The 22,998-nt window shown below is 48.9% G+C and carries 28 protein-coding genes and 1 tRNA gene; 14 read left to right on the top strand and 15 right to left on the bottom strand.

The genetic code is table 11. The annotated features are described in order from the left end of the window. Positions 1 to 30: 30 nt before the first annotated feature. The 3 genes from AAHB90_RS15525 to AAHB90_RS15535 all read right to left on the bottom strand — a co-directional run bounded on the left by AAHB90_RS15525 (position 31) and on the right by AAHB90_RS15535 (position 2,267). The gene (locus AAHB90_RS15525; protein ID WP_342086126.1) at positions 31 to 528 is read right to left on the bottom strand and encodes a hypothetical protein; all 498 of its coding nucleotides are present in this window, start codon (positions 526 to 528) and stop codon (positions 31 to 33) included. 9 nt (positions 529 to 537) lie between these two features. Then, complete coding sequence (locus tag AAHB90_RS15530) at positions 538 to 720, bottom strand: hypothetical protein (RefSeq protein WP_342086127.1); 183 nt, start codon at positions 718 to 720, stop codon at positions 538 to 540. 104 nt (positions 721 to 824) lie between these two features. Further along, positions 825 to 2,267 carry a sulfatase family protein gene (locus AAHB90_RS15535; protein ID WP_342086128.1) on the bottom strand — a complete coding sequence of 481 codons (1,443 nt, stop codon included), beginning with the start codon at positions 2,265 to 2,267 and terminating at the stop codon, positions 825 to 827. Between the two features lie 131 nt (positions 2,268 to 2,398). On the opposite strand from AAHB90_RS15535, the gene AAHB90_RS15540 reads away from it, so the two are divergent. The 5 genes from AAHB90_RS15540 to AAHB90_RS15560 are packed head-to-tail and all read left to right on the top strand — an operon-like array spanning position 2,399 to position 4,771. Beyond that, positions 2,399 to 2,722: an ArsR/SmtB family transcription factor gene (locus AAHB90_RS15540; RefSeq protein ID WP_291044450.1), complete on the top strand. Its 324-nt coding sequence runs from the start codon at positions 2,399 to 2,401 to the stop codon at positions 2,720 to 2,722. A 6-nt stretch (positions 2,723 to 2,728) separates the two neighbouring features. Next, on the top strand, positions 2,729 to 3,196 hold the full coding sequence (locus AAHB90_RS15545) for an SRPBCC family protein (RefSeq protein WP_342086129.1): 468 nt from the start codon (positions 2,729 to 2,731) through the stop codon (positions 3,194 to 3,196). Positions 3,197 to 3,202: 6 nt separating this feature from the next. Then, the gene (locus AAHB90_RS15550; protein ID WP_342086130.1) at positions 3,203 to 3,586 is read left to right on the top strand and encodes a DoxX family protein; all 384 of its coding nucleotides are present in this window, start codon (positions 3,203 to 3,205) and stop codon (positions 3,584 to 3,586) included. Positions 3,587 to 3,598: 12 nt separating this feature from the next. After that, complete coding sequence (locus AAHB90_RS15555) at positions 3,599 to 4,171, top strand: YdeI/OmpD-associated family protein (RefSeq protein ID WP_342086131.1); 573 nt, start codon at positions 3,599 to 3,601, stop codon at positions 4,169 to 4,171. Positions 4,172 to 4,204: 33 nt separating this feature from the next. After that, positions 4,205 to 4,771, top strand: a complete 567-nt coding sequence (locus AAHB90_RS15560; RefSeq protein ID WP_342086132.1) for a DUF4256 domain-containing protein — start codon at positions 4,205 to 4,207, stop codon at positions 4,769 to 4,771. Positions 4,772 to 4,846: 75 nt separating this feature from the next. Here the strand turns inward: AAHB90_RS15560 and AAHB90_RS15565 are convergent, their stop codons facing one another. After that, on the bottom strand, positions 4,847 to 5,836 hold the full coding sequence (locus AAHB90_RS15565) for an aldo/keto reductase (protein WP_342086133.1): 990 nt from the start codon (positions 5,834 to 5,836) through the stop codon (positions 4,847 to 4,849). 108 nt (positions 5,837 to 5,944) lie between these two features. Next, positions 5,945 to 7,603, bottom strand: a complete 1,659-nt coding sequence (locus AAHB90_RS15570) for a serine hydrolase domain-containing protein (RefSeq protein ID WP_342086134.1) — start codon at positions 7,601 to 7,603, stop codon at positions 5,945 to 5,947. A 242-nt stretch (positions 7,604 to 7,845) separates the two neighbouring features. On the opposite strand from AAHB90_RS15570, the gene AAHB90_RS15575 reads away from it, so the two are divergent. The 3 genes from AAHB90_RS15575 to AAHB90_RS15585 are packed head-to-tail and all read left to right on the top strand — an operon-like array spanning position 7,846 to position 10,151. Further along, positions 7,846 to 8,178, top strand: coding sequence for a hypothetical protein (locus AAHB90_RS15575; RefSeq protein WP_342086135.1), 333 nt, complete (start codon positions 7,846 to 7,848; stop codon positions 8,176 to 8,178). Between the two features lie 4 nt (positions 8,179 to 8,182). After that, on the top strand, positions 8,183 to 8,482 hold the full coding sequence (locus AAHB90_RS15580; RefSeq protein WP_342086136.1) for a hypothetical protein: 300 nt from the start codon (positions 8,183 to 8,185) through the stop codon (positions 8,480 to 8,482). Further along, the gene (locus AAHB90_RS15585) at positions 8,472 to 10,151 is read left to right on the top strand and encodes a PepSY-associated TM helix domain-containing protein (RefSeq protein WP_342086137.1); all 1,680 of its coding nucleotides are present in this window, start codon (positions 8,472 to 8,474) and stop codon (positions 10,149 to 10,151) included. The genes AAHB90_RS15580 and AAHB90_RS15585 overlap by 11 nt, the downstream gene beginning before the upstream one ends. Here AAHB90_RS15585 and AAHB90_RS15590 read toward each other — a convergent pair. After that, positions 10,125 to 10,262 (bottom strand): winged helix-turn-helix transcriptional regulator, encoded by a 138-nt coding sequence (locus AAHB90_RS15590; protein ID WP_446717906.1) that lies wholly within the window; start codon positions 10,260 to 10,262, stop codon positions 10,125 to 10,127. The genes AAHB90_RS15585 and AAHB90_RS15590 overlap by 27 nt on opposite strands. Before the next feature lie 214 nt (positions 10,263 to 10,476). On the opposite strand from AAHB90_RS15590, the gene AAHB90_RS15595 reads away from it, so the two are divergent. Continuing rightward, positions 10,477 to 11,028 carry a shikimate kinase gene (locus tag AAHB90_RS15595; protein WP_342086138.1) on the top strand — a complete coding sequence of 184 codons (552 nt, stop codon included), beginning with the start codon at positions 10,477 to 10,479 and terminating at the stop codon, positions 11,026 to 11,028. 42 nt (positions 11,029 to 11,070) lie between these two features. Here the strand turns inward: AAHB90_RS15595 and AAHB90_RS15600 are convergent. Together AAHB90_RS15600 and AAHB90_RS15605 are read right to left on the bottom strand one after the other, a co-directional pair. Further along, positions 11,071 to 11,143: transfer RNA gene (locus AAHB90_RS15600), tRNA-Thr, on the bottom strand. 111 nt (positions 11,144 to 11,254) lie between these two features. Beyond that, positions 11,255 to 13,159: a DUF349 domain-containing protein gene (locus AAHB90_RS15605; protein WP_342086139.1), complete on the bottom strand. Its 1,905-nt coding sequence runs from the start codon at positions 13,157 to 13,159 to the stop codon at positions 11,255 to 11,257. A gap of 107 nt (positions 13,160 to 13,266) precedes the next feature. Here AAHB90_RS15605 and pdxH point away from each other — a divergent pair, with 107 nt between their 5' ends. Then, on the top strand, positions 13,267 to 13,905 hold the full coding sequence (pdxH, locus tag AAHB90_RS15610; RefSeq protein WP_342086140.1) for a pyridoxamine 5'-phosphate oxidase: 639 nt from the start codon (positions 13,267 to 13,269) through the stop codon (positions 13,903 to 13,905). An 86-nt stretch (positions 13,906 to 13,991) separates the two neighbouring features. On the opposite strand, the gene AAHB90_RS15615 is transcribed toward pdxH, so the two are convergent. The 6 genes from AAHB90_RS15615 to AAHB90_RS15640 form a co-directional block, all read right to left on the bottom strand. Further along, a complete protein-coding gene (locus tag AAHB90_RS15615; RefSeq protein WP_342086141.1) occupies positions 13,992 to 15,278 on the bottom strand; it encodes a citrate synthase in 1,287 nt (428 codons plus the stop codon). 311 nt (positions 15,279 to 15,589) lie between these two features. Continuing rightward, complete coding sequence (locus tag AAHB90_RS15620; RefSeq protein ID WP_342086142.1) at positions 15,590 to 16,045, bottom strand: hypothetical protein; 456 nt, start codon at positions 16,043 to 16,045, stop codon at positions 15,590 to 15,592. Positions 16,046 to 16,078: 33 nt separating this feature from the next. Further along, positions 16,079 to 17,041 carry a tRNA (adenosine(37)-N6)-dimethylallyltransferase MiaA gene (gene miaA / locus AAHB90_RS15625; protein ID WP_342086143.1) on the bottom strand — a complete coding sequence of 321 codons (963 nt, stop codon included), beginning with the start codon at positions 17,039 to 17,041 and terminating at the stop codon, positions 16,079 to 16,081. Continuing rightward, complete coding sequence (locus tag AAHB90_RS15630) at positions 17,031 to 17,948, bottom strand: hypothetical protein (RefSeq protein ID WP_342086144.1); 918 nt, start codon at positions 17,946 to 17,948, stop codon at positions 17,031 to 17,033. Before AAHB90_RS15630 ends, miaA begins: the two co-directional genes overlap by 11 nt. 101 nt (positions 17,949 to 18,049) lie before the next feature. Continuing rightward, entirely contained in the window at positions 18,050 to 18,655 is a 606-nt protein-coding gene (locus AAHB90_RS15635) for a hypothetical protein (RefSeq protein WP_342086145.1), read from the bottom strand. Between the two features lie 138 nt (positions 18,656 to 18,793). Beyond that, the gene (locus AAHB90_RS15640; protein ID WP_342086146.1) at positions 18,794 to 19,663 is read right to left on the bottom strand and encodes a methylated-DNA--[protein]-cysteine S-methyltransferase; all 870 of its coding nucleotides are present in this window, start codon (positions 19,661 to 19,663) and stop codon (positions 18,794 to 18,796) included. A gap of 168 nt (positions 19,664 to 19,831) precedes the next feature. On the opposite strand from AAHB90_RS15640, the gene AAHB90_RS15645 reads away from it, so the two are divergent. Beyond that, entirely contained in the window at positions 19,832 to 20,131 is a 300-nt protein-coding gene (locus AAHB90_RS15645) for a hypothetical protein (protein WP_342086147.1), read from the top strand. Positions 20,132 to 20,379: 248 nt separating this feature from the next. On the opposite strand, the gene AAHB90_RS15650 is transcribed toward AAHB90_RS15645, so the two are convergent. Next, on the bottom strand, positions 20,380 to 21,363 hold the full coding sequence (locus tag AAHB90_RS15650) for a Gfo/Idh/MocA family protein (protein WP_342086148.1): 984 nt from the start codon (positions 21,361 to 21,363) through the stop codon (positions 20,380 to 20,382). 97 nt (positions 21,364 to 21,460) lie between these two features. Here AAHB90_RS15650 and AAHB90_RS15655 point away from each other — a divergent pair, with 97 nt between their 5' ends. From AAHB90_RS15655 to AAHB90_RS15665, 3 genes are read left to right on the top strand one after another with little or no spacing between them, the layout of a single operon-like run. Then, positions 21,461 to 21,682, top strand: coding sequence for a VF530 family protein (locus AAHB90_RS15655; RefSeq protein WP_342086149.1), 222 nt, complete (start codon positions 21,461 to 21,463; stop codon positions 21,680 to 21,682). Positions 21,683 to 21,728: 46 nt separating this feature from the next. Next, a complete protein-coding gene (locus tag AAHB90_RS15660) occupies positions 21,729 to 22,604 on the top strand; it encodes a J domain-containing protein (RefSeq protein ID WP_342086150.1) in 876 nt (291 codons plus the stop codon). Positions 22,605 to 22,611: 7 nt separating this feature from the next. After that, positions 22,612 to 22,911 (top strand): chaperone modulator CbpM, encoded by a 300-nt coding sequence (locus tag AAHB90_RS15665; protein WP_342086151.1) that lies wholly within the window; start codon positions 22,612 to 22,614, stop codon positions 22,909 to 22,911. Positions 22,912 to 22,998 lie beyond the last annotated feature (87 nt).

A 22,998-nucleotide genomic window follows, 5' to 3' on the forward strand; every position in this document is an offset into this window, starting at 1 on the left:
GTGCATTTGAAGAATATGCCTGATTAGTTGTTATTTGGGCGGGAAGTACATTTTTTTCAAATGCACCATATCCACCAAATCCTTCGGCCGACCAGAGGCTTCCTTATCTGCTATCGGATCTTCCAGGCCTATCAACGATATTTCTAAACCGCTTCTACTGACAGCTTGTCGTCTGGTAAATGCATCCCGAAATCTGATGGGTGCTTTAATTTGCGGAAGGAGATCTAATGTGCAGTCGTCTAATTTGTACCGTAAAAATGAGTGTTTAGGATCGGGAGTTTGTTCAGCTTTAAGCCTGGTTACGTCGATTTTGATACCTTCCAGTGCCTCTAATAACTGATAATAGTTAGAATATGTCGGATTGTACCAGATATCCAGGTCCGGTTCATCTACAAACTGCCCATTACTGGCCATCGACATTCTGATGTAGCCATAATAACCCACCGCAACTCCGCCGACCACCAGATACTCCACCTCGTGCTTGTTTAGCGTCGATAGAACATCTTGGAATGAGGCGGCATTACTCATAATGCAGATTTATCTGGCTTGCGCTACTTTCTTTCCGACAGGCGCTTGTTCACTGGCGCTGTCACCCCTCAGAAAATGGATGAAGTTTTCAAATTTTTTCTGACGTTCCATAAGCACGGCATTGCTAGCAGTTCCGGTCGTGGAATTTTCTTTCAATTCGTCGAAGCTGCTGTATTTCTCTAACTTTTTCATTTAGCTGTCCTTATTTTGTTACAGAAACACAGAAATATACGAATCTGGTTTATCAAATCTAAATATCATGTGTGCCGGGTTTGTGGAAATGACAGGTTAACAATTTAAAACGGCCCTTTCGCATTCATCCGGTCAGCGCGCTTTGCGGCGCCCGGCATTTCGCCGCGTTTGTCTTTCGCGGGTAATGCTTCGCCGGTTTCGCGGTCGTACCAGTCGGGGGTTAGGTTTTCGGGTGTCGTGTCGCCGGTGTCGTTTTGCCATTGAGCGAGTACCTTTTTCAATGTCCGGATTTGTTTGGAATAGATATTGTTCCCTATCAGGTTCTCTATTTGTGCAGGATCTTTGAAGTTATCGAAAAATTCTTCGCTCGCCCGTGGTACCTTAAATGCGTCTTCTTGCAGCGGGCTAAGCTTGCCTGTTTTCCGTGCGGCTTTTAATGCTTTGGCCGAGGGGCTTTGGTTGGCGTCTATTGGCCCGCCATTGTCGAGTTTGGGCCTTTTATTGATAATATACAAGAACTCCTTCGTACGTACAGCGCGTTCGTAAGCCTCATAATCATGCCAGTTGTGTTCGGCAAATATGTATTTCCTGAATTCGCGGGAGGGATCTTTGAGCAGTTGCGCGAAACTTCTTCCCTGGAATGTCGGACCCGCATCGATAGACGCCAATGCGAGCAGGGTAGGCGCAATATCCACGGCGCTGACCAGGCTCTGGCAGGTTTGCCCGGCCCCGATCTCCGCCGGCCATTTGACCAGGAACGGCGTTTTAATGCCGGCATCCGTCAGCCGGGTTTTGCTGCCTGGAAACGGACGGCCGTTGTCTGCGGTAAAAATGATCAGGGTATTTTCTGAAAGTCCCTGCGCGGCGAGTTCCTTTTCCAATTCTCCTACATAATGATCTAGTCGCGCGATTTCATTGTAATAGGCTACCAGGTCCTGCCGCGTTTCGCGCGTATCCACGAGCGTAGGCGGCACTTCCACGTCGCGGGCGGGGTCGTGCTGCGGGCCGTTGGTGGTGGCCGACCAGGGCCGGTGCGCGTCATAGGGCGATAGCCAGAAGAAAAACGGCTTGTTTTTTGGCCTGGATTTCAGGAGATTAACCCATTGCACTTCGCCACCTTCACCGTTTTGCACCTGGTCGACGAGCAGCGTGTCGTAGGCCCGGCGCGTGTTGGGGCCTTCGTGCCATTTCCCAGCCAATGCGGTGAAGTATCCTTTCTGTTTAAGCAGTTCAGGAAAGTATTTCAAATGTGCCGGGAGCGGTGAATGCAGCTCGGCGGCACCGGTATTGTGTGGGTAGCGGCCCGTGAGAATGCTGGTGCGGCTCGGGCTGCATGAGCTGGATGTGAGGAACATATTGGTGAATTTGATGCCCTCGCGTGCGAGTTGGTTGAGATTGGGAGTTTTCACCTTTCCGTTGCCATAGGCGCCGATATCGTCCCAGCTGATATCGTCGCCGATGATGAAGATGATATTCACAGGCTTGCCCGCGTAGGTGACGAGGCCGGAAAAAAGCAATGCAGTCAGCAACAGAAAACGGCGCGCCATATTTTTGAGATTAGCTTAAATGCCCGATACGCTCACAAAAAGAGGTTTATCTATTAATTTTTCAAAAAAAACCATAAAAAATTTGCGTAGTTAAGTGGCTACATATAAATTCGTAGCCAAATAACTACGCAATGAACCTGAGACGAGATGTATTTCAAGCCATAGCAGATCCCACCAGAAGGGCGATTTTGCTGTTACTAGCGTCACAATCCCTGACAGCAGGGGCGATCGCCTCGAACTTCGATACGGCCAGACCGACGGTTTCCAAACACCTGGCCATTCTTACCGAATGCGAGCTGCTCAAACAGGAGCAGACCGGCCGGGAAATTTACTATCACTTAAATCCCAACAAAATGAAAGAGATCGCCGACTTCATCGAGCCTTTCCGGCAAATGTGGGACGACCGGTTTAACAAGCTGGAATCCATCATGAAAAACTATCAATCCAAAAAATAACAGAACATGGAACGGAAAACGAAAATCAATGCTGAAAACGGCCGGCAGGACGTGGTCATTACCCGCGAGTTTGACCTGCCGCTGGAACTGCTGTTCAAGGCGTACGAGGAGCCGGAGATCGTGGAGCAATGGATGGGTACCAAGGTGCTGAAACTTGAAAACAAACCCCATGGCGGATGGCAGTTCGAGACGTCGGACGCACAGGGCAATGTCGTTTTCAGGGCTAATGGTGTGATTCACGAGTTTGAGCCTGAAAAGAAGATCACACGTACTTTTCAGATGGAAAACACGCCATTCCCGGTGCAACTGGAATTTCTGGTTTTTGAAAGACTTACCGACGAGACCAGTAAGCTTACGATGCAGATCGTCTACAAGTCGCCGGCAGACCGTGAGGAAATGCTGAAATTGCCCTTTGCCCAGGGTATCAATATGGCGCACAACAGGTTGGAACAAGTTGTTAAACAATTAATTTAAATAGCGATGGAAAAGAGAAACCGAATTATTTACTGGATTTTCACCGCCTGGCTTGCGCTTGGAATGGCTTCAACGGGCATTGTGCAGCTCATGAAAACGAAGGAAGAAGTGGATATGTTTGCCGGCCTGGGCTATCCCGAATACCTGCTGACGATCATCGGCGCCTGGAAAATTCTGGGTGTGATTGCAGTACTTATTCCTAAATTCCCGCTTATAAAAGAGTGGGCCTACGCCGGATTTTTCTTTTGCATGACGGGCGCGATCGTCTCGCATATGGTGCTCGGCGACCCAATTAGCGAGGTGGCGCCACCGCTTTTGCTACTCGTATTGACGGTGATATCCTGGTATTTCCGGCCAGCAAGCAGAAGATTGATTCCTGTTCAAATATAAATGCGCATAAGTATGAATGCCAAAGTCGATGCATATGTAGTCCAGGCCAGGCAGTGGCGGGAAATAATAGAGCAATTGAGAACGATCGCTATGGATTGCGGGCTGACGGAGGAATTCAAATGGGGAAAGCCGTGCTATTCGTTTGAAGGCACCAATATCGTCGTCATCCAGGGTTTCAAGGCGTACTGTGCACTGCTGTTCATGAAAGGTTACCTGCTGAGCGATCCTGAAAACGTGCTGATCAAAACCGGTGAAAATACCAAAGTAGGCAGGCAGATACGCTTTGCCACCGCTGAGGATGTCGCTGCATTGGAACCGGTCCTCAAAGCGTACATCCGCGAAGCCGTTGCGGCTGAGCAGTCGGGTTTGAAGGTGGAAGTCGATAAATCATTGCCGGCACCTGCTGAATTGCGGGACACATTCGATGAAATCCCTGCATTGAAAGAGGCTTTCGACGCATTGACGCCCGGACGGCAACGGGCATATATCATTTATTTTTCCGCTCCCAAGCAATCCCAGACCCGACAGTTCCGCATTGAAAAAAACATAGAGCGGATCCTGAATGGTAAGGGTTTGAATGACTAGCGTTTTTATGAATTAATTAAAAGAAGCAATATTATGGCCATTGATAAAAAAGAGCTGTCGGCGGAAGGGCGCGACGAGCTGTTTAAAACTTTGAAGACCCGTTTTGAAAAAAACAAAATCCGCCACGAGGGTATTAAATGGCCCGATGTAGAGGCCAGGCTAAATGGTAAAAGTGAAAAATTGTGGTCGCTCGACCAGATGGAGCTCACCGGAGGCGAACCGGATGTGATCGGGTTCGACGAGAAGACCGGCGAATACATTTTCTGCGATTGCGTAGCGGAAAGCCCCAAAGGCCGCCGAAGCCTCTGCTACGACCGCGACGCCTGGAATTTCAGAAAGGAACACAAACCGGAGAATACCGCATTGGATATTGCCGCTGAAATCGGTATTGAAATCCTCGATGAAGAAGAGTACCGCCATTTGCAGACGCTAGGAAAGTTCGATCTCAAAACATCCAGCTGGATCAAAACCCCAGCCAGTATCCGAAAACTAGGCGGCGCAGTTTTTTGCGATCGCCGGTACGACACAGTTTTTTACTATCACAACGGTGCGGAATCGTACTACGCTGCCAGAGGGTTCCGCGGTACATTGAGGGTTTGACAAGATATTTTGCTATAAAGAACGGCCCGCCTGTGCATTGATAGGCGGGCCGTTCTTTATTACTTAAAAGGACGCTCATTTTCGGAAATCAACAAGCAGGTTGGTAATAACCTGTAATTCGTCGGCTGAAAGACTAACGTTTATCGCTTCGGCATTAGAAATGGCCTGTCCCGCATTGCGAGCGCCGGCGAGCACTACGGTAATGCCTTTTTGAAGCGTAGTCCAGCGTAGCACGAGTTGTGCGAGTGTCACATTCTTTTCCGCTGCAATGGGAGCAAGTTTGTCGAGCAGTGTTTTTACCTTATCAAGGTCGAACTGACCGAAATAGCCGTTACGGTGATCGTCGCTTTTTAGGGTATCATTCCGGAAATATTTGCCGGATAGCAACCCTCTTTCCATAGGGCTGTAAGCGATGATGCCAATGTTGTTTTCGACCGTGTATGGAACCAGGTCAGTCTCGATAGCACGGTTTAACATGCTGTACGCGACCTGATTGGAGGCCGGAACGAAGGTTTTGGATGCTTCTTTCAATAACTCGAGGTCATGGTTGGAAACACCCGCCGCCCGGATTTTTCCCTGTTGGATGAGTGCCTCCATGGCTTCCATCGTCTCGTCGATCGGCGTTGTAATGTCGGGCCAATGTTGCTGTAAAAGGTCGATATAATCCGTGTTCAGCCTTTTGAGGCTTTCTTCGACCTCCTTGATGATGTTGGCCTTTGACGAGTATTTGTAAACGGAAAGATTTCTACCATTGTCTTGAATATCAAAAAAATGTGCCCCCTTACCGTTGTTACTACCGTCCCAGACCAGCCCGAACTTGGTGAGGATTTGGACTTTCGTTCTGTCCTTGCCTTTCAGCGCCTCGGCGATTAGTTCTTCACTCAAACCAAAGCCGTAAAAAGGGGCCGTATCCAGCGAAGTAACTCCATGTTCTATTGAAGCATGAATTGCTTCAATAGAATCTTTTTTTTCATTCCCGCCCCACATCGTACCGCCGATCGCAAAGGCGCCGTAGGTTATAGCAGATAGCTGCAGGTCGGTATTTCCTAATGTTCGGTATTTCATTTTGATTAGTATGTTATTTCGGCTGCAAAATTCCTTTGCACAGCGGCATTCTCAAAATAACATAAATTATGGGTTTCTATAATTTGGGTGATAGTAATTGCGCTTTTGTCAAGGTTGCGAAGCAGCTGATCGGGCTTTGTTAAAGCGGAGCCCCAGCGTTCGGGGAGTGGACAGTTCACAGGCTGTAATTTCGTTCTTTTTGTTTCGTTTGAAAACGAGGTCGGTTTTGAGTTCCGGGATGAGGAATCTGTCTTTGGAACAAGGCAAAAGGGAATAACGCGTTCCGGATACGAGTTGTAATTCCGGCCCTTTCGTTGTGTTCCAGATCTCGATCGCAGCCTTTGCTTCATCCGAAAAGTATGTTCCGAAACATTCCGGATGAGGAAGTTTGCTGGCGGAACTATCCGTCAGATAATATACTATAGACTCCGAAGAAGGCGGCGTCACCACAAGCCTGCCACGGCCATCGAAGTTGAGAACAATCTTGAAGAAAAGAAAGCGCAGGCTGCCAATGGGTTCGAGCGGGATGTCCGACATTAAAAGCCCGTCAGTACCAAGCACAATGCTGACGTCACGCGTGGACTGGGCACTTTTGTAATTCCCTGTGAAGCGTTTCAGCTTGCTTCGGTCGATCCGGAAAGTCGCGCGCTCGCTTGCAGGCAATGGGACAAAATCTTCCGGATTGGCGAGCATTTGCACGACTGCCGTCGCGGGATTGAAAGCTGTAGTGTCCAACATGGAAGTGTTGCTGAGCCAGGCGACCGAAAGGCCGAGACTGGGAATGCAAATCAGTTTTGCGCGGTAACCGGCCGTCGCCCCGCCGTGGTGAAACATGGGTTTAGCCGTATTGTACTCGAGAAAAAGCCCTGCGCCGTAATTGTTTAAACTGCCGTCGTTGAGTGTATCCAGGGCCGTTTGCCGGTCAAGCAGAGCCTTTCCACCTAGTTTACCAGTAGAATAAAATGCTGTCCATTTCAGCAGGTCCTCCGCGGTTGTGAGCAGTCCGCCCGGTCCGTGGATGCCATCATTGGGCATTAGCGTCCGGAAAACGCCGTTTTTGACCTCGTACGCCTGGCTTCGTCCCGGAATCACCTCCCAGAAATCGTCTCGCCATTGGGTATGCGTCATGCCGGCAGGTTCAAAAATGTGTTTTTGGGTGAAATCGGCAAACGACATGCCGGATACCTTTTCGACGATGAGCGCGAGGAGGATATAATTCGAATTGCTGTAACGGAATGCGTCTCCTGGCAAATTGTTAATCCTTTTTTGGCGGCAAATGATGTCCAATGCGGCCTTGTTATCTATCACACGCAGTGCCAGGGGAGATCCCGCAAATTCGGCGATGTCGCTCCACTCGCGCAGCCCGCTCGTGTGATGTATCAGGTGACGCACGCGGATAGGTTTGCCGTAGGAGGGAAGCGCAGAGATATATTGATTGACAGGATCGTCGAGTTTCAGCTTGCCTTGCTGTGCAAGCAACAGAACGGCAGTGGCTGTGAATTGCTTTGACACCGATCCCGCTTCGATGAGCGATTCCCTCGTGAGTGACGTGCCGCTTTCCAGGTTGGCCATTCCCCAGGCTTTTGAATATACGACTTGTCCGTTGAGGCTTACTGCAAGCTGGCCGCCGGGTTTTTCCTGCGAATAGCATTGAAAGAGACTGTCGATCTTACCCGCATTGATTTGCTGCTGTTGCTGTCCGAAACATACATTCACGGTCAGCGCAAGCAACGATGCCACCCCGGCCATTAGCTTATACAGTTTCATTTCACGGAAAGTTTGGTGGTGTTAATATATAAATAAATTAAATATTTTCATTTTCCCTTCAACATCTTTGTCACCAGTCGTACATTTTTTTCTAAAACTGCGCAATTTCTTGTCGGCTCTCTCAGTGTTTCCGCTATATTTGCAATAATTAATTAAACCAATTCTAAATAACTCTCATTGAGTTATTCATTATTAACGTCCAGTGGCCGTTTCTTCGCCGGACGTGCATTAAACCAAAACTTATGTTCAGTACCATTTGCCTGCTATTTCTCCTTGGGTTCATGTTTTGGATGAATACTTCCACTCGGATTGCATGGCCCGATAAAAACCGCGTGATGGCCTACCTGGCTTCTAATCCATTATACAGCCGGTATGCGGCAGGTGCCTTGTTTTTACTCGCAACCGGCCTGTGCGTCGCTCTGCTGGGAGTAGGGAGCGGCTTGTTCGCTGCGGTGGTGGCCCTGATGCTGGCCGGCTCGTTGTCGGTGCTGTTTTTTCCTTTCCGCTACTTCGGTTCGGCTGGGGTTACGATACTTTACCTGTGTGCGGTGACGCTCGAACTTGTTATCAACTGATTTTATGCCAGCTAATAAAAAGTATTTGACCAGGTCGCCCTGGCTGCGACTCAGCAAGATCCTCGCCGGGAGCGTCGGCGGATATGCCGTTACCATAAGCCTGCATTTGTTCTTCACGGCCTTCCTGCCCAAAGAATACGTCATCATAACCGCTTGCATCACCGGCTACACCCTATGGGCCTTCCTGCTGCTCTACGCATTCATCGCAACGAATGTATGGCGGGTATGGGGAATCTATATTCTGCTCACGGTGGTATTTGCGCTGCCTTATCTACTGAAATTCAACCTTAATCATGGATACTAGGAAGTATAACATCTATTTTCACACTCACACCATCAGTGGGATCATCATTGCCGCGTTGCTGTATGTCATATTTTTCGCCGGGTCTTTTTCCTTTTTCAAAGATGACATCTCGGCCTGGCAAAAGGGGAGGTCAGAGGTAGGGCACCGGTTCGATCCTCCGTACAATCACCTGCTCGACTCGCTTTCGCAGCACTATAACCTGCAAGGACGTAACTTCAATTTCTATCTGCTGCGTCAGGGGCTGGGATCCTACGTGGATATGACTGCCTCGCAGGACACGACCATCAGCAAGCCCAAGCCAAAGGCGGCTAAGGAGGAGAGGAGGGGAAGAGGAAGAAGGCAGGATGACGACGCGGCCTATTTCCGATACCATTTTGCCGATAAAACGGCGGGCGATTATTCGGAAAGCTATGATATGGCCGAATTTCTCTATCGCCTGCATTTCCTGGCACAGCTCAACCAGGTCGGTATCAACATCGGCACGCCGTTCGGGTACCTGATTGCGGGGATTGTCGCGTTCCTTTTCCTCTTCGCACTGATTACCGGCTTGCTGCTGCATTGGGATAAGATTAAGTCCAATTTCTTCCTTTTCAGACCTATGAGCAAATGGAAGACTGTCTGGACCGACATGCATACGGTGCTGGGGGTGATCGGTTTTCCTTTCCAGCTCGTATTTGCTGTAACTGGCGTCGTCCTGATCGTGAACTATGTGTTGCTTACGCCGTTCGCCAACCTGCTATATAATGGCGATAGTGAAAAGCTTTACGAGAGCTTGCAATATAACCGCACTCTGAAAGTGGACTATGCTTATAAACCGATCAACGGGACTTTCGACATGGACGCTTTTGTAGCGAAATGGCAGAATGAATGGAAAGACAGCCGGATCTCACGCATCTACATCCGCAACTACATGGACGAGAGCATGCAGGTCAGCCTCGAAGCAAAACCGAACCCGGATGCCAACTTCGCCGGATCGGGATTTGTGACCGCGGCTATTGCGACCGGAAAAATACTCGAACAAAAATCACCGAATACCGACGGCAACTACATTGATGGCGTCAAGGGCCTTGTGTACCACCTGCATTTCGGGGACTTCGGCGGCAAGCCACTGCGGATCGTGTTTTTCCTGCTGGGACTGATGGGCTGCGCTGTTATTATTTCCGGTATCATGATCTGGCTGGTGGCACGCGACAAAGTAGCTACCGAGCTTCGGAAACGCCGGTTCAATTTCTGGGCGAGTAACTTCTTTCTGGCGGCTTGCCTGAGTATGTTGCCGGTAACGGCATTTACCTTTATCATGGTCAAAATGCTCGATCATGTCGATCAGGCAATGATTTACAAAACCTATTTTTACAGTTGGCTGGCGCTCGGCGTTTACCTGATGGCTCTCCGCAGCCTTCCACGGATGAACCGTCATACATTGTTGCTGTCTGCTGTCCTTTGCCTTGGCGTGCCCATTGCCAATGGAGCTGCAACCGGTCTCTGGATCTGGAATACATGGCAGCAAGGGGCGTTCGATATTTTCTTTATCGATGCATTATTTCTCGTACTCGCTGGCTGCTGCGTGTATGCGCTTGCGAAGGTGAACGAGGATGCGAAGCCCTTTAAAGTGCTGAGTTTGCGCAAATCACCTGAAAAAGTGCTAAAACCCAGCGTAGTGAGGGAATAGCCTTGGGGGGCTACTGATTGTGGATTTGCCGCCGGTAATCTTCCCCCATGCGCAAAGCGAATCCATGATGGGGATCAGGCTTTGGCCGATTTCCGTCAATTTATACTCCACCCGGGTCGGCGATTCAGCGGAGGCTTCAGGAGCATCAGTTTCCTCTTTACGCCAATAATGCCCAGCGCGATGTTGGTCCCGTTATTTCTGAAAATGATTCAGAATCTTCATTTGCCGGGGATAAAAAATTTACAGGGAACGCGAGCTGAGAGCAGTTGGCATTACATTCAAAATAACTTTTTGATATCTTGTCTCCGGATGCATATCAAATATCATGAAAGTCCACATTATGGGCGCCTCTTGCGCAGGGTCAACTACTTTGGGAAATGCACTGGCCCGGAAGTACGGCATACCTTATTTCGATACGGATGATTTTTTCTGGGAGTGGTCCAAGGTGCCTTATACCATACGCAGGGACGCAGCTGTGCGCAGCAGGATGTTACAGGAAGCCATTTCTCAAACGGGAAACTATATTGTCGGAGGCTCGCTCATCAGTTGGGGTGAACAATGGCTGTCAATGTTCGATTTGGTGGTTTTCCTGCACGTTCCGAAAGAAATCAGAATGCAGCGACTCGTGAACCGCGAACTTGAACGGTATGGCGATATTGTTTACACTGATCCCGACCGAAGCCGCCTTTTCCGCGAATTTTACGAATGGGCATCCAAATACGACGAGCGCGATTTCAGCGGAAGGAATATCCGGGTTCATGAAGAATGGCTGAGCAAGGTTTCGTGCCGGATCGTCGAAATCCGCGGCGATACGACGGTGGAGGAGCGGATGCGCGAACTGGAAGAGGCATTTGCCAGCCCTGGCGCCAGGGCATAAAAAAAGCACTTAACAAATTTGCTAAGTGCTTTTCCTTTTTAGAGCCCCCAGTCGGGATCGAACCAACGACCTACTGATTACAAGTCAGTTGCTCTACCAGCTGAGCTATGGAGGCCTTTTTCTTTGTGATACCGTTTGTTATTCCGTTATCATGGTGCAAAAGTAGTAGAGCGGGATATACAATGCAACCTTTTCAAAGTAATTTTTTTAAACTTTTTTTCAGGTTTTAGATAGCCTCCTGAATTATAGTAAGTTGGTGTTTCAGCTCGTTTAATTGGCTTACTGCATTATTGATCTTTCTTTCGAACTCGGCTTTCAGACGGTCGGAAGTTTTCGATTTCGCGAAGAATTCGATGTTGTTCTGCCAAAGTGCGATATCGTTTTCCAGTTGCGTTATCTTGCGGCGGATGTCATTTTCCTTCCGGTATAGATTCCGGCCGCTATCGCCGTCGCGCACGAGTTCTACCTCGCTTTCAAGTACAGCCTGCTCTTTCTCTTTCGTTGAAAGCTGGCCGATGGCACTCACATACGTATTGATAGCGGCGATATAACGCTTCTGAATGGCTTGCATATCCTTCTTGGGTACAAAGCCTATCGACGACCATTCGGACTTAAATGCGCTCAATAAATTGAGAGAAGACTCGTCCTTATCCTTGGCCGCAGCTTCGATTCTTTCGATCAGGTCGGTTTTCAGTTTCAGGTTTTGTTCAAATTCCTCTTCTACTTCACGGTTCTTGGCGCGTTTCTGGTCGAAATATGCGTCGCAAGCCTTTTTGAAGCGGTCGTAAATGGTGTCTTTGAATTTTTCAGGAACCTGGCCGATGCCTTTCCATCTCTTTTGCAGCTCGATCACCTTTTGTGTAGTGGCCGGGTTATCGTCGCCCGTTGATAAAACGGCCTCGGCTTCTTCGCAAAGCTGGTTTTTTAGTTCAAGGTTTTGTTCGCGTTTCGATTCCAGCTGCCGGAAAAACTCGCCTTTGTTGTTGAAAAACGTTTTCAGCGCAGCCCAGAACTTCTTGCTCAGCTCTTTGCCTTCTTCACGCGGCATAATGCCTTTCAAAGCCACCCATTGATCCTGGAAGGCCATGATGTCTTTCGTTTTGGCATTCCATTCCTTAATGCTTCCCGAATTGTATGTGGTGAACGGAACAATTGCCTCGTAGATTTTCAGCTTCTGCTCGTAGTTTTCCTGCATCGATTTCTTCTGCTCGGCAAATTGCCCGCGCTGCGCATCATAAAGTACGTCGAGCGCCTCTTTGAAGCGTTGCCACAGTTTTTCCTGATCTTCTTTCGGAGCCGGCCCAAGGTGTTTGTACTCCTCAAAAATATGATTGGCCTCGTTGAGGATCTCGCGTGTCATCGGGCGGCTTTCAAGCGACTTACCCAATTCTTCCACTTTCTCGCACAACTCGGCTTTCAGTTCCGCATTGCGGCGACGGTCGAGTTCTTTAAGTTCGAAGTAAATGTTCCGGTTGCTGAAATAACGGTCGATCAATGCATTATACGTCGCCCAAAGCGTGCCGTTGTGCGGCGATGCGACATTTCCTGCGGCTTTCCATTCTTCCTGGATTTTCTTGAATTCCTCCCAGCTGGATTTCAGCCCGCTCGCGTCCGTTTCGCGGGTACCCTCTTCATCCACCAGAGCGCGCAGGCGGCCGAGAAGCGCGGTTTTTACATTAAAATTCTTCTCTTTTTCCTTCTCCTGGCTTTGGTAGAAGGCATTTTTGAGCCCACGGATTTCCCGGCTGAGCGAGTCGATCCTCTGTGTATCTGCGTCGTATTTGTATTCGAAGCCGTCCTCGCCGCCTGTCTCTTCCACAAACGTTTTCAGCGCGGTTTCGCGGTCTTTTTGTTTGATCTGATCTACCACCGTGCGAACACCTTTGGCAACAGCTTCCGCTTTTTTCAGCTGAGCGGCAGTTGCCGCCTCGCCGCGAATGGCTGCAAGTTCATTTTCTAACAAGTTAACCAATTGTTCCTTAGATAATTGGCTGTAATCCACATCAGGCGTTTCCTCCTCGTGCTCCTCCGTCAACTCATTATTAAGATCAATTTCAAGGGTGTCAATCGTTTTTGGTGCCAGGTCGTCCTGCTCTTCGCTTTTGACCCCTTCTTGTTGTTCTTGTGCCATCGTGATGCTTGTTTCGTACGTACGGTCTCTTATAGATTACAAATCTAATAATCTTTCCTCTGAAATGGCTACTTTTGGCATCGTAACATTGAACATATTAGTATCCAATGGATCATAACATTGCAAATATCCGTTACGATTACCAACTTAAAGGTTTGCTGGAAAACGATCTCGACCCTGATCCGCTGAAACAGTTCAGGTTATGGTTTGAAGAAGTGCGTGAAGCGGGCATTACCGAAGCGAATGCGATGCTGCTAAGCACGGTGTCGGAAGGCCGCCCGACGGGCCGGATCGTGCTGCTGAAAGACCTCGATGAAAGGGGTTTTTCCTTCTTCACCAATTACGACAGCAAAAAGGGTCATGAGATAGCGGCTAATCCACAGGTTGCCCTGACGTTTTTCTGGAAAGAGCTTGAAAGACAGGTTCGTATCGAAGGGAAGATTGAAAAGACTTCCGAAGCGGAATCGAGTGAGTATTTCGCCGTTCGTCCCCGCGGAAGCCAGATCGGCGCATGGGCGTCGGGCCAGAGCGAGGTAATCCCCAACCGGGAATTTCTGGAAGAGAAGACAAAGGTTTTGGAAACGCGGTTTGAAGGTCAGCCGGTACCCCGCCCGCCGCACTGGGGAGGTTACCGGGTAATACCGGATTACATCGAATTCTGGCAGGGGAGGCCCAGCCGATTGCACGACCGGTTAGCGTATACGAAGGTAGGTGCAGAGTGGAAGATCGAGCGGCTTTCGCCTTAAAAGTTCATGAGTCCAGAGTTTAAAGTAGATCACTCTGGACTTTAAACTCTGAACTCTAGACTCTAGACTAATGTGCTTCTAAACTATTACTTCCTCTCGCTCATCGGAACGAAATCCCGCTTCGCTGCTCCGGTGTAGATCTGCCGTGGACGACCGATTGGTTCTTTGTTCACACGCATTTCTTTCCATTGCGCGATCCATCCCGGTAGGCGGCCGATCGCGAACATTACCGTAAACATATTGGTCGGAATTCCCAATGCGCGGTAGATGATGCCTGAATAGAAATCAACGTTTGGATAAAGCTTGCGCTGTACGAAGTAATCGTCCTCCAAAGCCGCTTTTTCAAGTTTCTGAGCGATTTCAAGCACCGGGTCGTTGATACCGAGCTTGTTCAACACATCGTCAGCCGCTTTTTTGATAATGCGAGCACGCGGGTCAAAGTTTTTATATACGCGGTGGCCAAAACCAAACAGACGGAAGCCGCTGCTTTTGTCTTTGGCCATATTGATGTATTTCTGGGTGTCGCCGCCGTCGGCCTTGATGGCTTCGAGCATTTCAATCACCTCCTGGTTGGCACCGCCGTGGAGCGGGCCCCACAATGCGCTGATACCGGAAGAAATAGATGAGAAAATGTTGGCATGTGACGATCCAACCAGTCTCACAGTCGATGTCGAGCAGTTTTGTTCGTGATCGGCGTGCAGGATCAGGAGTTTGTTCAATGCGGCCGAAACTACCGGGTCCACATTATATTTCGCTACCGGCAGCGAGAACATCATATTCAGGAAGTTCGAGCAGTAGTCGAGTTCATTTTGCGGATAATTGACCGGATGGCCTTGTGATTTTTTGTAAGACCACGTAGCGATCGTCGGCAGTTTCGCCAGTAAACGAATGATGTGTAATTGCGTTTCGGCTTCCGAATTCTGGGCGTTGGCGTCCGGGTAGAAAGCGCTCATCGCACTCACCAGCGACGACAACACGCCCATTGGATGCGCATTCACAGGAAAACCTTCGAAAATCTTCCGCATATCCTCATTTACGAGCGTATGCGTGCGGATTTCATGTTCAAATTCAGCGAATTGTTTTTCAGTGGGAAGCTCTCCGTAAATGAGCAGGTAAGCTACTTCAAGGAAAGAAGATTTTTCGGCCAGGTCCTCGATCGAGTAACCCCTGTAATTCAGAACGCCCTCTTCTCCGTCCAAAAATGTAATGGCGCTTTTGGTCGCACCGGTATTCTTGTAACCTGGATCAATCGTAATATACCCTGTCTGGTCACGTAATTTGGAAATATCTATCGCCTTTTCCTGCTCACTTCCTTCAATTATCGGGAACTCGTACTTTTTACCTTCAAGGGTCAATTCAGCTATTTGGGACATAGAAATAAGAATAAAATTAAAAGGGTTAATGACAAGGCAGGCCAATCGGTCAATTCAAGCCAAAGTTTTTCGTTAACAGCGATTTACTTGCCCAACAAATTAATTTTGTGTTAAATGGCTGCGGGTTTAACCATTTCCCGGTCCGACACAAGCCGCAATATCCTAAAAAACCGCGTACTTTCTATTATTATCCGTGGTTTATTTGTGAAAATTCAAGACAAGAGCAATAATATTTCACAATTTGAAGTATTTATGAGAATATTCTATTGCCACACTCCCTACTGACAACAGTTCGCCATTTTATTATCCATTTAAAGGGCTTCTGGGCCATTTTTTCCCTCTGTTAAGGTATTGTTAACCGGCTCTTTGACCAGTATCCGTTTGAAAAGATACCTGAGGTTCAACCCCGTCAATATTACCGGCAACAAATGCGCTCCGTAGATGAATGCTTTACCTGTGATCCGGTAAGAGAAGGATGAAAATGTTACAAACACATACATAAACCAGAATACCGCAATCCCAGTCAATATCAGATAGCTGAAAATAGCTGTCTTTTTTTGCGTAAACCTGTAAACCAGCTCACAAACAGCCAGTGACACACCTACCACGATCATCACCGTAAGCAGCGCCCGCGGGAAATTCCGGATGTAATGGTGCTTGTATACCAACACCCCGATTTTTCCGATCAGATTCGGATGCGCCAGCAGGTATGCATCCGTAACACTCAGTACCAGCAGCAACAAAAGGCTGCTCCATTTACGATTCATTTGTTTTGACGACGTTTTTTTGATGGTTTACACCTACATATTACCCGCATTACTGCTTTTAAATTCCCGGTAAAGGTGAATAATGACCCGGATTTTCTCTCTTTCCGGCCATTCGTCTGGTATCCAGTTGATTTTAAGGCCATCCTTTTCCATTTTCCTGAAAAAAGTCATTTGCCGCTTTGCGAAGCGGTGTATCTCAGTTTCCAGCTTCGCATGCATTTCTTCGTAGCTCAGCCGGCCGGTCAGGTATAAGGTAACGTATTTGTACTCCAACCCGTAATAAATCAAGGATTCAGGGGTAATACCTTGTTGGAGAAGGTTTTCCACTTCCTTTATTAAACCTTGCTTTAACCTGGCGGCAAGCCTGTTACTAATGCGCTCCCGCCGGGTTTCTACCGGTGGGTTCAGGCCGAATAGCATCGCCGGGTACGGAACAGACTCAGTGCCAAAGTCTATTTCCGCCTCGGGATGATCATGTAGAAATGCGGCTATTTCCAATGCGCGGATCAGCCTTTTGCGTGTGGAAACGTCCGCCAATGCATGGTATCGCGACTCCGAATTGTAAAATCTTGCCAAAAGCTCCTCGCTCGAAAGCGCTTCCAGCTCCGCACGCAGCGTTTCGTTGACCGGCACGGTGTCGTTGGCGTGGCCTTTCAACAATGCATATATGTAGAACCCGGTCCCGCCGCAAACAACAGGAATGCGACCGTTGCCAAGTATCTGGCGGTGTGAATCAGCAAAATCATGCTGAAAATCATTCACATTATATTTATCTCCGGCATCTCGGATATTGATCAGGTGATAGGGGATTGTAGTTCCATTGATGACGTACTCGTCAAGGTCTTTGCCGGTGCCGATGTCCATTTGCCGGTATACTTGCCGAGAATCGGCGCTGATGATCTCACCGCCGATCTCATGCGCTACACGCGTGGCAAGGTGCGTCTTCCCAGAGGCCGTCGGCCCGAGAATGACCAATAGCGGTGATTCAATACCCATCGACATGCAGAGGTTTAATGGCCCTGACGTATTTGATACTGCCCAGGTTGTACACTGTTAAATATTCGGCCGGTGATCGTTCAGTCGAATCAACGCTTTCCTGCTGTGCGCGGACTCTGAGCATACTTTGGACGTTGATAAAAACTTTTCGCGGTGGCATATTTCCTCTTTCTTCAAACCCCAGCCGTTGGTAGCTGCGTCCATCCGACCATTCCAGGTCGGCGTAGGTCATAATATCGTCCGGCAACTTTTCGCGGATGAATCCATTTAGCAACTTATCCAACGCGCCTACCACATTGGAACCAGGCAGGCTCGCAAAGCGAATCAGCTCATGTGAGCGGAACGGTTGGCCATTTTGTTCAAAAATACGCGCGTTACTGAATGTAGCCACCGCAACTAGCAGCTCATCTGCCGCTTCGTCAAAAGCAAAATCCTCCGGAAGTACCCGATAATAACGTTTGGGAAGGAATAAACCGTAACGGAATTTCGACATGACGCTGCCGTTCAGGTGATTGTCTTCCAGGAAACGGTCAGTTGTCGCATTGTCGATCCTGCGTACCTTCGTGAGGCGCGCGGGGATTTTTGCCGAAATGCCCAGCATCGCCGCTAATCTTGATTGTACAATATGCTGCTTCACCAACCAGTAGTCCTCAGAAAGTGCAATGCAGGTAATGCCCTTGTTACGAGTGTCTTGCAGTTGCTTGGTTAAAGAGTTTAACAAGGAAGTTGGATCGGTATTTTGCCAGAGATCCAGCCCGACGGGTATCACTTTCAAAACAGCGCCATGCGCACCGGCGACTTCCAGAACCGGCAACGCAGATTCCTTTTCATGCGTGGTATTGCATTGAAACGAAATGGAGGTCAGCCAGTTGGCAATTTGTTCTGAAAATGATGGTAATTCTGCCAATGGGAAGCGGGTAAATGAGCGGGCAAGTTAATGCGGGAATTATTGACAACAAAAAAACGCGCCGATGTGGCGCGTTTGCGTTTTCAAAGCTTTCCAGGAAATTACTTGCCGCCCAGCCCGAATATGATACCGACGTTGACACCGCCAAATTTAGATGTGGATTCAAAATCGATATTATCTACGCTGCCGGTTTCGGAGCTATGGTTTTTATTACCGAATACAAAATGGTAAATACCTTCTACCTGGATTCCCAGGTTTCCGAATGCAAACACAACCCCCGCTCTCGGCGCAGTACCGAAATTGCTGCGTGTCGAAGATTCCAGCACGGTTTCACCATTCCATTTTGCTTTGTATTTCGAAAAATACACCCCGGCGTCACCACCTATGTAGGGGCGGATGGCTCCGTCTGTAAAGAAATAGTCCAGCGTACCCGTTACCGGCATGAGCGTTCCTGTGCTGCTGAGCGTTTGTCCGGCCACTCGGTAATCACTTCCGTCGGCGTAGATTTTACCCGCCACCCCGATTGCAAACTGCGGTGAGGCAAATACCCGAAGGTTCACACCACCACCAGCTACTGTCTTGGAGTCTTCCACATTCGATTTTGCGATACCTCCCTGCAACCCCAGCGAGAACTGTGCGAAGCTGGCCGACGTCGCGGTTACGATAAGGGCGAAAACTGCCAGCGATAGGATTAGTTTCTTTTTCATGTTGATGTTTTGGTTTTGGTTGATAGTTTGGAAACTATATATCCATTATCAGTCCAACACGGAAAAATTTCATTGTGCAGGTCTTACTAAATTGTCATACAACTCATTACAGTGACAATTTATATTTATTGTGCTATTTCAAATGGCGTGTTTCTGTGCAAAATATTCCTCATCCTGACGGGCAGCCTCCCAACCGATCAGCGCCTTTTTGCGCAAACTGCCCCAGCGGTATTCACCCAGAATGCCTTCTTTGCGGATCACCCTGTGGCAGGGGATGATGTAAGCGATCGGGTTATCACCCACTGCCGAGCCTACTGCTCGAACGGCTTTTGGATGGCCGATCCGTTCGGCGATTTGCTGGTAGGTAGTTACGGCGCCCTGGGGAATACTGAGCAATGCTTCCCAAACTTTTAGCTGGAAATTCGTGCCTTGCACAAGTAGCGGTAGCTTTTCCAACGATTCATTCGCCGGACTGAAAATGCGTTGGACATAACCGGCAGTCAGTTGCTGATCGGCGCGGATGGTGGCGTAATGCCACTTTCGGGCCAGTTCGATCAGTTGGAAGTCGCGGGTGGCATCGTCCACAAACGCCATAGCGCAAATACCTCGCTCGGTGGCGGCAATGAAGCAATCGCCGAAGGGAGTCTGATGAAATCCATAATTGATGATCAGCCCTTTGCCTGAGCTTTTAAACTCCTGCGGGGTAACACCTTCGATCGAAATGAAATGGTCGTACACCCGGCTCTGGCTCGATAGCCCGGCCGACTCGGCCAATTCGGCCAGGTTGTTCGACTCCCTGATCCGGTCTTTCAGATATCCCGCCGTAATGTATTGCAGGAACCGTTTCGGACTGACGCCGGCCCATTCGGAAAACATGCGCTGGAAGTGAAACTGGCTGATGCTGACCTCGTCGGCAACTTCCGTGAGCGTTGGTTGTTCTTTTGCGTTGGCCACAATGTATTCGATGGCTTTCGCGATTTTGTCGTAGTTATAAGCTTGCTGGTCCATTGGATATTTTAATTTGTTGATACAAATTTGGCCGATGCGCTCCGGGTAGCCAACCCGAAACTTGCGCAAGTATTTGCACCAGTCACTAAGCCGACCTGGCACTGTTTATGTAGGCCGGTTTATATTCGCATCAGTTTTGAACTTCAACAACAGCATGTTCTCACGGCCATGAAATTACTTTTTGCCAGCCTCATTACCATCTTAGCAGCTCACAGCGCCCACTCGCAGAACTTCAAAGCCGAACTGCGGAAACTCAACGGGCAGATCGAAGCAGCCTATAAAAACCACAAGCTTACGTCCAACGAATATGCCAAACTGAAAAAAGAACGCAATGCGATCGGGCTGACGATCGATAAAGCGATGGCCGACGATATCCTGACACCTGACGAGAAGAACAAAATTCATTCGAAAATCGTCCGGTCGCGGAAGCGGCTCTCGAAATACAAGACGAACAGGGAGATCTATTAAAGAGAAATGGCTCCTGCATTGCGTGCGGGAGCCATTGGGAAAGGAGGTTCCGGATGGGTCAGTAATCTTTTTTGCCATCCTTTTTAGCCTTTTTTTCGGCTCTTTTTTCTTTCAGGGATTTAGTCGCCTCTTTTTTGTCGCTCCCCTTGTCCAGGTTTTTTCCTTTGGCCATGACTATTGGATTTTAGAGTTTTGTAATCTTTCAAATAACAGCAATAACCTGCGCATTTGTATCCCGAATGCGAAAATTATTGCTTTTGGGTGATCCTATCCATGATCAGGTTCGCCCGTGCGCCGGTATCGCCGCTGCTCGGGCTTTTGCCCTCGCCCCGCAATTCCTTGACGATCGATTCGATAAGCGGCTGCTGAACGTGCTGAGGGTAAGGTACGTGGAAGACCTCGATCCCCTCCGACGTTTCGACGTGGATATCGAATTTTTCAAAAAAAGAGAAGGTAATGCGGCCTTTGGAGCCGATGATCTGCGCCTGATCTTCGCGTTGATCCTTGTCAATGTTGAAACACCAGCTTCCCTTGCCCAAAATGCCCGATTCGAATTCGAAATTGGCTACCACGATATCGTCGGCCTCGTACAGGTGCGCCTGGTTGCGCGCGATGCCCGACGCGTGCCGAATGGGGCCGAAAATGAATTCGAGCAGGTCGAACTGGTGGGAAGCCAGGTCATGGAAATGTCCGCCACCCGAAATTTCAGGTTGCACACGCCAGCGTGGTTTTGGATCTGGCCCAACTTCCTCGTCGTATGGCTGCCATTGAAGGCAAATGTCCACAAAGCGAATATCCCCGATCACTTTTTTATCGATCAGCTCCTTTACTTTCAGGAAGTAATCTAGTGCACGACGGTAGTATGCTACAAAAACGGGCACGCCGGTACGCTTGCTTTCGGCATTAATGCGGTCGCATTCGGCGGCGGTACGGGCCATGGGCTTTTCGATGTAAACCGGCTTTCCTGCCTGCATTGCCCTGAAAGCCAGGCTTTCGTGGGCATCCGGCGGCGTGGCAATGTAGATCGCGTTAACATCCGGATCGTTGATGAGCGCTTCGGCATTGTCGTACCATTTGGGTACGCCATGGCGCCCGGCATAATCTTTTGCCAGCGCGCCATCGCGGCGCATCACTGCTATCAGCGAGGAATTAGGTACCTTACTGAATGCGGGGCCGCTTTTGACTTCGGTGACGTTGCCGCAGCCGATAATACCCCATTTTATCTGATCCATCGGACAGGTTTTATATTTTGAACTAATCAACCTGCATAATAATTATTTATAGACGGAAATCTACTTTAAAAGAGACAGCAACATTTAACAGGTACGCATGGAATCACAACCGAATAACCCGCTCCACGGAAAGACACTGGAAGCTATTTTAAATGAACTGGTGGACTATTATGGCTGGGAGCAAATGGGTTATCATGTAAACATCAATAGCTTTCAGCACGATCCGAGCGTAAAGTCGAGCCTCAAATTTTTGAGAAAAACGCCATGGGCACGTCAGAAAGTAGAGGAATTGTACCTGAAAATGCTGGAACGAAAGTAGGGGGCTGTTTGTAAAACCATTATTCACTTCAACAGATTGGATATTTATGGCTTTTGTAGATTATTATCAAATTCTCGGACTCGATAAAAATGCCGATGATAAGGCCATCAAGAATGCATACAGGAAACTGGCAAGAAAATACCACCCGGACTTAAACCCGAACGATAAGGAGGCACAGAAGAAGTTCCAGGAGCTGAATGAGGCCAACGAGGTGCTGAGCGACCCGGAAAAGCGGAAAAAGTACGACAAATACGGCAAGGATTGGCAGCACAGCGAGGAATTTGAGCGTGCGCGTCAGGCGCGAAGCCAGGCAGGAGGGCAGGAGGGACAGTGGTTCAGCGGCGGCAATGAAGGCTTTTCCGATTTCTTCGAATCGATGTTCGGTTCCGGCTTCGGCGGCGGTCGCCAGGCACGTTTCCGCGGGCAGGATTATCAGGCCGAGATCCATCTGGGCCTTCGCGACGCCTACGAAACACACAAGCAAACCTTGACCGTGAATGGCAAAAACATTCGCATTACCGTGCCCGCAGGCGTTGAAAATGGCCAGACGATCAAGATCGCTGGACATGGAGGCCCCGGAAGTAACGGAGGGCCGAACGGCGATCTTTACATTACTTTTTCAGTAGGTACCGATGAAAAGCTCAGAAGATCGGGCAATGATTTGCATTTGAAAGCAGAACTTGACCTTTATACTGCCGTACTCGGCGGCGAATTGATTGTCGAGACATTGAGCGGGAAGGTAAAACTTCCCATCAAACCGGAAACACAGAACGGCAGCGTTGTTCGTTTGAAAGGCAAGGGTTTTCCGGTTTACAAGCAGGACGGAAAGTTCGGTGACCTCTATGTGACATTCGATGTCAAGATACCGACTAACCTGACAGACCGGCAAAAAGAATTGTTTACAGAATTGTCTAAATCCTGAAAACGATATGGAAAATGACCAGTTGATTGCTATCGAAGTGTTCTGCACCCATTACGATGTGGAATATGCATTTGTAGAATCATTGCAGGAACATGATCTGATCGAGACGGTGGTTGTTGGCGATACCCGCTTTTTGCAGGTGCCACATCTGAGCCGAATCGAGCGTATTATCCGCTTTCACCGCGAACTCGACATTAATCTGGAAGGTATCGAGGCCATTCAGGGCTTGCTGAACCGCATTGAACACCTCGACCGGGAGATCGCTACGCTTCGCAACCGGCTACGGTTTTACGAGCCGGGATTATAATAAATCATGCATTGCCGGATAACCGGTTATCTTTGCAATCCCATTAAAACGAAAGGCAGGCCGGCACCGGTCTGCCTCATTATTTGC

The sequence above is a fragment of the Dyadobacter sp. OTU695 genome, assembly GCF_038440355.1.
In the GTDB taxonomy this organism is placed as follows: domain Bacteria; phylum Bacteroidota; class Bacteroidia; order Cytophagales; family Spirosomataceae; genus Dyadobacter.

Coding starts and splice junctions, on each gene's coding strand:
- AAHB90_RS15525 (WP_342086126.1), bottom strand. CDS start 528: ATGAGTAATGCCGCCTCATTCCAAGATGTTCTATCGACGCTAAACAAG.
- AAHB90_RS15530 (WP_342086127.1), bottom strand. CDS start 720: ATGAAAAAGTTAGAGAAATACAGCAGCTTCGACGAATTGAAAGAAAAT.
- AAHB90_RS15535 (WP_342086128.1), bottom strand. CDS start 2,267: ATGGCGCGCCGTTTTCTGTTGCTGACTGCATTGCTTTTTTCCGGCCTC.
- AAHB90_RS15540 (WP_291044450.1), top strand. CDS start 2,399: ATGAACCTGAGACGAGATGTATTTCAAGCCATAGCAGATCCCACCAGA.
- AAHB90_RS15545 (WP_342086129.1), top strand. CDS start 2,729: ATGGAACGGAAAACGAAAATCAATGCTGAAAACGGCCGGCAGGACGTG.
- AAHB90_RS15550 (WP_342086130.1), top strand. CDS start 3,203: ATGGAAAAGAGAAACCGAATTATTTACTGGATTTTCACCGCCTGGCTT.
- AAHB90_RS15555 (WP_342086131.1), top strand. CDS start 3,599: ATGAATGCCAAAGTCGATGCATATGTAGTCCAGGCCAGGCAGTGGCGG.
- AAHB90_RS15560 (WP_342086132.1), top strand. CDS start 4,205: ATGGCCATTGATAAAAAAGAGCTGTCGGCGGAAGGGCGCGACGAGCTG.
- AAHB90_RS15565 (WP_342086133.1), bottom strand. CDS start 5,836: ATGAAATACCGAACATTAGGAAATACCGACCTGCAGCTATCTGCTATA.
- AAHB90_RS15570 (WP_342086134.1), bottom strand. CDS start 7,603: ATGAAACTGTATAAGCTAATGGCCGGGGTGGCATCGTTGCTTGCGCTG.
- AAHB90_RS15575 (WP_342086135.1), top strand. CDS start 7,846: ATGTTCAGTACCATTTGCCTGCTATTTCTCCTTGGGTTCATGTTTTGG.
- AAHB90_RS15580 (WP_342086136.1), top strand. CDS start 8,183: ATGCCAGCTAATAAAAAGTATTTGACCAGGTCGCCCTGGCTGCGACTC.
- AAHB90_RS15585 (WP_342086137.1), top strand. CDS start 8,472: ATGGATACTAGGAAGTATAACATCTATTTTCACACTCACACCATCAGT.
- AAHB90_RS15595 (WP_342086138.1), top strand. CDS start 10,477: ATGAAAGTCCACATTATGGGCGCCTCTTGCGCAGGGTCAACTACTTTG.
- AAHB90_RS15605 (WP_342086139.1), bottom strand. CDS start 13,159: ATGGCACAAGAACAACAAGAAGGGGTCAAAAGCGAAGAGCAGGACGAC.
- pdxH (WP_342086140.1), top strand. CDS start 13,267: ATGGATCATAACATTGCAAATATCCGTTACGATTACCAACTTAAAGGT.
- AAHB90_RS15615 (WP_342086141.1), bottom strand. CDS start 15,278: ATGTCCCAAATAGCTGAATTGACCCTTGAAGGTAAAAAGTACGAGTTC.
- AAHB90_RS15620 (WP_342086142.1), bottom strand. CDS start 16,045: ATGAATCGTAAATGGAGCAGCCTTTTGTTGCTGCTGGTACTGAGTGTT.
- miaA (WP_342086143.1), bottom strand. CDS start 17,041: ATGGGTATTGAATCACCGCTATTGGTCATTCTCGGGCCGACGGCCTCT.
- AAHB90_RS15635 (WP_342086145.1), bottom strand. CDS start 18,655: ATGAAAAAGAAACTAATCCTATCGCTGGCAGTTTTCGCCCTTATCGTA.
- AAHB90_RS15640 (WP_342086146.1), bottom strand. CDS start 19,663: ATGGACCAGCAAGCTTATAACTACGACAAAATCGCGAAAGCCATCGAA.
- AAHB90_RS15645 (WP_342086147.1), top strand. CDS start 19,832: ATGAAATTACTTTTTGCCAGCCTCATTACCATCTTAGCAGCTCACAGC.
- AAHB90_RS15650 (WP_342086148.1), bottom strand. CDS start 21,363: ATGGATCAGATAAAATGGGGTATTATCGGCTGCGGCAACGTCACCGAA.
- AAHB90_RS15655 (WP_342086149.1), top strand. CDS start 21,461: ATGGAATCACAACCGAATAACCCGCTCCACGGAAAGACACTGGAAGCT.
- AAHB90_RS15660 (WP_342086150.1), top strand. CDS start 21,729: ATGGCTTTTGTAGATTATTATCAAATTCTCGGACTCGATAAAAATGCC.
- AAHB90_RS15665 (WP_342086151.1), top strand. CDS start 22,612: ATGGAAAATGACCAGTTGATTGCTATCGAAGTGTTCTGCACCCATTAC.